Source organism: Nostoc sp. (assembly GCF_036917455.1).
GTDB lineage: Bacteria > Cyanobacteriota > Cyanobacteriia > Cyanobacteriales > Nostocaceae > Nostoc.
Genome location: NZ_JBALDK010000079.1, coordinates 28787 through 35305 on the forward strand (window position 1 = coordinate 28787; position 6519 = coordinate 35305).

Below are 6519 nucleotides of genomic sequence, written 5' to 3' on the forward strand. Positions count from 1 at the left end.
CTACCTTGATATGGTAACGGCGTTGAGTAGCGCCGGGACTGGGTTTATATTTCTGTAAATCAAAGCGATGATTGATTCTGGAGTTCAGATGGGTTTAACTCGGATACAAGCCCAAGAACTAACATTGCACGCGATCGCTGGTAGTGTAAAACTAATATTTCAGACTCATGAACATCCAGCAGTCTTACGAAACAAAGTCACGAGTCCTGGAGAAATAACGGCAGTTGGTCTTTACGAGTTAGAAAAAGGTAGTATGAGGACTGTTATCTCTAATGCAGTGCTTACTGCTTTGAACCACACTCAACAATTAGGTCAGATGAGTTGAAAAATTAATAGGAAGTGGGATTTATATTAGTAATTATTACTAGTTATTCAACACGAAAAAGTATTCAATATCATTCTAAAAAAAGTCAATTTATTTCTAAAATATGCCAACCCAAGTTATTCAAGCTCAACCTTCAACAAATGCTTTTTCAGGTTTTATTCAATTTTGGAAAGACGTAAAAGCGGTTGCCCAACCTTACTGGTATCCAAACGATTCAGGAGACAGAGCATTCTCAGACGTAATTCGCTCATGGGGAATGCTCTTTCTTTTGGTCTTACTAATAATTGCACTTGTAAGTGCAAATCTTTTTAATAGCTTTATTACTCGCTATTTACTAGATATCATAATTGAAGAGAAGAATCCTTCTAAGTTTTCTGATACTTTAGTGCTTTTCGGTTTAGCTTTGGTATTAGTAACCCTCTTATCAGGGTTCTCAAAACTTCTGAGAAAAAAAATTGCTCTAGATTGGTATCAATGGCTAAATAATAAGATTTTATCAAAATATTTAAACAGTCGAGCTTATTACAAAATTAACTTTCAATCTAATATTGATAATCCAGATCAACGTTTATCTCAAGAAATCGAACCCATTGCTAGCAATGCTTTAAGTCTTTCAGCTAATCTACTGGAAAAAATCCTGGAGATGGCAGGTTTTTTGATAATTCTTTGGTCAATCTCTCAGTCTGTTGCGCTGATTTTAGTTACTTATACGGTTATAGGCAATTTGATTGCTGTTTTCTTGACCCAAGAATTAAATAAAATTAATCGAGAAGAACTAGAGGCAAAAGCTGACTATACCTATTGTCTGACTCATTTACGCACTCATGCTGAATCAGTAGCGTTCTTTCGAGGAGAGAAGCAAGAATCAAATATTATTGACCGCAGATTTAGTAATTTGATAAAAAATGCTAAACGCAAAATTGATTGGGAGAAAAACAATGAGATTTTTAATAGAGGTTATCAGGCTGTAATTCAAATATTTCCATATATAGTATTTGGTCCTTTACAGATTAAAGGTGAAATTGATTTTGGAGAAATTAGCCAAGCGTCTATATGTTGCTATTTTTTTGCTAATGCTTTAGGAGATTTAATCAATGAATTTGGGAACTCTGGGAGATTTTCTAGCTATGTTGAGAGATTATCTGAGTTTTCAGATGCTTTAAAATCAGTAACTAAACAACCGGAAAATGTCAGTACTATTAAAACAGTAGAAGAAAATCATCTTGCTTTTGAGAGTGTCACTTTACAAACGCCCAACTATGAGCAGGTAATTGTTGAAAATTTATCACTATCTGTTCAACCAGGAGAAGGTTTATTGATTGTTGGGCCGAGTGGTCGAGGTAAAAGTTCTCTCTTGAGAGCGATCGCCGGTTTGTGGAATGCGGGGACTGGTCGTCTGGTGCGACCTCCATTAGAAGAAGTTTTATTTTTACCTCAACGCCCTTATATAATCTTGGGGACTTTGCGTGAACAGTTGCTTTATCCTAATACAAATCGTCAAATAACCGATGCAGAACTCAAAGACTTTTTACAACAAGTTAATCTGCAAAACTTACTAAGTCGAGTTGATGGCTTCGATACAGAAGTTCCTTGGGAAAACATATTATCAGTGGGGGAACAACAACGCCTTGCCTTTGCACGACTGCTAGTTACTCGTCCTAGCTTTACTATATTAGATGAAGCAACTAGTGCTTTGGATTTGAAGAATGAAGGAAGTCTATATCAACAGTTGCAAGAGACGAAAACAACGTTTATTAGTGTTGGGCATAGGGAAAGTCTATTTGATTATCATCAATGGGTTTTAGAACTTTCACAAGATTCTAGTTGGCAACTTGTGACCGTGCAAGATTATCGAAATAAAAATACAAGCATTACTAAAACTACCGGAAATACTCAACTCAAAATAGATAGTTTTTTGAAAGATAAATTCCAAACCAAATTAGAGAACAGTATAGGCGAAGGGCTTTCCCATAAGGAAATGAATGCACTAACATCCTATTCCCTTAGCACTATTAGAAGTAAGGCAAGCAAAGGAGAGTCTATCACTACTAATGACGGCTTTATCTATCGCTATAACAAAGACCCTAAAGTATTGAAATGGGTTATGGATTAGCCCTCACTCATACTTTTTAGAACTCCCAACTAAAGGGTAAGAAAGCCGAAACAGCCCAAACCACATAAGGGACTTCCAACTAAAAAAATATCCCATCGCTTTGGCGAGCAGGGGAGGCAGGGGGCGCAGGGGAAGCAGGGGAGGAAGAATCTAATTGATCATCTTCGCTCCAAAATTGAATAATTTAATTTCTGGAAGTCCCTAAAACGAAGTTGCAGCCATTATCCAACAGCACGAATTGTCCTGGGAACATTGCACAACTTTAGCTCAGTTATATCATGTTCGGTAAATCACTTACGATTAAGCTCCGATTTTAATCCACCAGTGAAAACCCGTTAACCCTTGAATCATATCTTGCTGTTGAAGTAAAGATTGACAGCATTGTTCAACCGTTTTATTTTATCGATAACGGCAGATTAAGTATTTAAACGGTAATAATTGTTCAATCGAATTATTTGTCTACAACTTGTCCTGTAGGTGAATATGTAAATCTACAAGAGTTTTTATGGCTAGAAGTAAGATTGGACGCAGATTTAAGAGGCGATCGCATTTTCCCAGAATCTGTTCTTTTCCTAATTGCCGTAGATTTCCTAACTCCTATGTGCTTCAACTAGCAGCAAACTCAGTATGTGTAGGGTGTGTTACGGCTTCTGTGTATATTCAAAAATCAAATATGAGTCCTATAGCAGTATCACTGGTGTTTTGAACTGGTTACATTCTGTAAAGTTGAAATAGAGTGCGATCGCCATTGAATCTTGTAGCAAATAATTCCAAATCTTTACGATCGCCATCGTTTTCTCAGCCACCAAACCATAAAACTAACAATGATTCCAACTATTAGACTGAAACTGAAAGGATGTTCTTTGCAAAAGGGCTGAACTTGCTTAAAAATCTCTTTACAATCTTTTACGGGTTCTTTTATCAGAGATACAGTTGCTATACCAGCACCCACAACAGCTACAAGCTCTTGGAAGTTATGCTCTCGTTCTGCTTTCTCGACTTCTATGCGACTACGAGTAGCGTTAATTGTATCTTCTAAAAGTTGCAAGCCAAGCTGCATATTTTCGATATCTTTGGTAATTTGTGGTATATATTTTTTGTTGGCTAGTCCGCTAAATTTCTCTAAAAAATCCAACTGATTATTTTGACCTGCTTTTTCTTTAATCAAAGCCAAGCGAAGTTGATAATTAGATAAATTAATTTCAATAATTTGTTTTTGAAAAGAGAGGTTGAGTAAGTCAATTGTATATTGCTGGAGAATATTATCAATATTATTTAATATCTGGCGCGAAGTTGTAATATTCTGCTTTTTTTGCTGAGAATTACTTTGATTGGTAATTTTTCTATTTGCTTCAATCTGTTTATAATGATTCAGCAGAGATTCTTTGATTAAACGACTTTGCCGATAAGCCCACGAAATCTTACTTCGATAACAAAATAATCCCATCCAATCTTTATAAAATTCCGCAGCTTGTTCTGCACTCTCTCGATTAGTATAAATAGCAATAATCACATGATGTCCGTGACTATTTAGAGCATTGGTTGCTTTCTCTAGGCTGTAATTTGTATTTTCTGAACGCCATATTTCAAAAACTTTCCCGTCTAAAAAAGTACCTTGTTCTGGTTGCCAATAAGTATCTTGAAATAAAGCATAATAGCAATTTTTGGCAATATCCTCATGGTTATCAGACGATTTTTCTGGTAGCCAACCAGAAAGCAACCAGGTTTTTCCAATTGTTACTAGTTCTTTATTTAGTTTTTGTTCAATTTCAGTTTTTAAGATTGCAAAAGACTTAGCTGGTTGACTTTCGGTTTGATTATTAATAGAACAATCAATTTGTAAGCCATAAGTGTCATTTAATCTCACAGCATAATAATATCCTTCTAAAGTTTTATTGTGGGAAGTAAAGTTAATTTGAGTAGGATGGGTAATCTCTAAATACTCGGTTTCAATGTCAAAATCGTTAAATTGAGTATCAGAGGGTAATTGAGCTAAAAAAGCTGCTTTGTTTTTTTCTGTTTCTGCATCAGTTGTGTTTAAAGAACTTTTTAAAGTATATAAAAATAAATCGACTGTAGGATAGATTAAATCGCTCATTACAAGGTAAAAACTAATTTGATTGATTGGATTGAGATAAAAGTTGTTTCCATTTTCCTAAAAATGTGGCTTTTTTAACTGTCTCTTCTGGTTTTTCAGAACTACCAACAATCACTACAACATTATTGAGTTGGCTTTCGTAGCCTGTAGCTTCATCTTTGGGTTTAAAGCCTCTAGTTATTGGAGCCTTGTCACGAGAAACGAGTTTACTAATTTCAGCTTCAGTTGGGAGTAAATTATGAGGAATTTCTTCTATATTCTCCAATTGAGACTGATAAAATTGATAAGACTGACTTAATTCAGAATTAGCAGCAATTATATCTAATAAACGTTCTTTGATATGGACTTCCCAAGCTTTAGGTTGGGTTTCTAATTGCTTGGCAACTTCTTTTAAATTTTGTTTATGTTGTTCTCCGAGGGCAGTTTTTAAGTCTTGAAATGCCAAGAGAAAAGCGACGATAGTATTGTCAGGCTTTGTCTTCATAGGTTTTTATACCAAATTTAACTTACTACGACTAGTATAAACATAATTTAAGTGAGATGATTACAGCAGATATTTAATGCTTAGTTTTAATTTTTCTATGCATAAAGAATAATTGGCACACTAAAACGCTCTTTATTATACTTTTCGTTGCGTAAATTAATATAGCTAATTGCACAGTTTTCTAGTTATTTTCCGTAAAGACTAAAGAATGCTGTGAATTAGGTATTAAAGCTAGAGACAGATTTTGCCTACAGTTCAATAAAAAGTTCTAATGGTTAGTCAGGTAATAAAAATGGCATCGGAATGGGCGGCTATTGTTATTGGAATTAATTATTACCCAGAGTACACCACTCTAAAGCCGCTAACAGCAGCAGCAGAAGATGCTGAGAAAATTGCCGAACAATTAGAACAATCCGGTTATAGACCTTTTCGCGCTCAGTGTTTACCTAAAACTTTAAACCAGAAGGGAGAAAGTAAAATCGATCGCCAAGGGGCGGTAAAGGTGCAAGAATTACAAGAGGCGATCGCTAATCTTTTCAATCCTCCTCCTCCTAACCCCATCCCAGAAACAGCCTTATTCTTCTTTTCAGGACATGGGTGGTGCAAAACGGTGGCGGGCAAAGAAGAAGTATTTCTAGCTACCAGTGATGTTCTACCTGATGCAGATATCTATGGTATACCCTTAAGTTGGTTGGGAGAGCAGTTGCAAACAAGTCAGGCTAAACGAATCGTTGTTTGGCTAGATTGCTGCTATAGCGGTGAATTGTTAAAATTTATTCCCACAGATAAAGACTACTGTTTAATTACTGCAACCCGTTCCTATGAAACTGGAGTCGAAATTCCCCACACGCAGGGGTTGTTAACGGAGGCGTTACTCGCAGGATTAAACCCGGAAAATGACGTAGACGGGATCATTAATAGCCACAAATTGGCAGATTTAATTATCAGCCGAATGCCGAATACAGTCCAGCGTCCGTTAATTGCCAATTCTCCACGAGCAATTTTGCTGACTACTAAGTTTTCTCAAAAAAGCTTTCAGGATAAGTGTCCTTATCGTTCCCTGTCGTATTTTACCGAAACAAAGGAAGATGCTGAGGTTTTTTATGGGCGGAGGGCGCTAACTCAGGAGTTGATTCAACAGGTAAGAGAAAAGCATCGCCTAATTGCTGTATTAGGAGCTTCCGGTAGTGGAAAATCATCTATGTTACGGGCTGGGTTACTCTACCAGCTAAAGTTAGGGCAAGATATTCCAGGGAGCGATCGCTGGACTTATATTACTCCGTTTACGCCTAAAGAATCTCCTGTTAACAGTTTACAGGAGGCTTTGGCACACTCCTTGCCTAATCTTTCCCGTACCCCCTTGCCAAGCTCCGGTGTACACACAAGTCAAATTACCCCCCTTAATCCCCCCTTGGAAAGCTATCCATTATAAACATCTTTCTTAATACAAAATTTGACAAAAGTCAGCAGTTATGGGGAGGAGGATGAAGGAAAAAAAT

General features: G+C 36.5%; 5 protein-coding genes. 3 read left to right on the top strand and 2 right to left on the bottom strand.

From position 1 onward, the window contains the following. Nucleotides 1–67: 67 nt before the first annotated feature. Together V7K42_RS08785 and V7K42_RS08790 are read left to right on the top strand one after the other, a co-directional pair. Nucleotides 68–325, top strand: coding sequence for a pyrroline-5-carboxylate reductase family protein (locus V7K42_RS08785; RefSeq protein WP_334915359.1), 258 nt, complete (start codon nucleotides 68–70; stop codon nucleotides 323–325). A gap of 103 nt (nucleotides 326–428) precedes the next feature. Further along, entirely contained in the window at nucleotides 429–2438 is a 2010-nt protein-coding gene (locus tag V7K42_RS08790) for an ABC transporter ATP-binding protein/permease (protein WP_334915361.1), read from the top strand. 778 nt (nucleotides 2439–3216) lie between these two features. On the opposite strand, the gene V7K42_RS08795 is transcribed toward V7K42_RS08790, so the two are convergent. Continuing rightward, complete coding sequence (locus tag V7K42_RS08795; RefSeq protein WP_334915363.1) at nucleotides 3217–4536, bottom strand: hypothetical protein; 1320 nt, start codon at nucleotides 4534–4536, stop codon at nucleotides 3217–3219. Nucleotides 4537–4549: 13 nt separating this feature from the next. Further along, nucleotides 4550–5020: a hypothetical protein gene (locus V7K42_RS08800; RefSeq protein ID WP_334915365.1), complete on the bottom strand. Its 471-nt coding sequence runs from the start codon at nucleotides 5018–5020 to the stop codon at nucleotides 4550–4552. A gap of 292 nt (nucleotides 5021–5312) precedes the next feature. On the opposite strand from V7K42_RS08800, the gene V7K42_RS08805 reads away from it, so the two are divergent. Then, nucleotides 5313–6452 carry a caspase family protein gene (locus V7K42_RS08805; RefSeq protein WP_334915367.1) on the top strand — a complete coding sequence of 380 codons (1140 nt, stop codon included), beginning with the start codon at nucleotides 5313–5315 and terminating at the stop codon, nucleotides 6450–6452. Nucleotides 6453–6519 lie beyond the last annotated feature (67 nt).

Coding starts and splice junctions, on each gene's coding strand:
- V7K42_RS08795 (WP_334915363.1), bottom strand. CDS start 4,536: ATGAGCGATTTAATCTATCCTACAGTCGATTTATTTTTATATACTTTA.
- V7K42_RS08805 (WP_334915367.1), top strand. CDS start 5,313: ATGGCATCGGAATGGGCGGCTATTGTTATTGGAATTAATTATTACCCA.
- V7K42_RS08785 (WP_334915359.1), top strand. CDS start 68: ATGATTGATTCTGGAGTTCAGATGGGTTTAACTCGGATACAAGCCCAA.
- V7K42_RS08800 (WP_334915365.1), bottom strand. CDS start 5,020: ATGAAGACAAAGCCTGACAATACTATCGTCGCTTTTCTCTTGGCATTT.
- V7K42_RS08790 (WP_334915361.1), top strand. CDS start 429: ATGCCAACCCAAGTTATTCAAGCTCAACCTTCAACAAATGCTTTTTCA.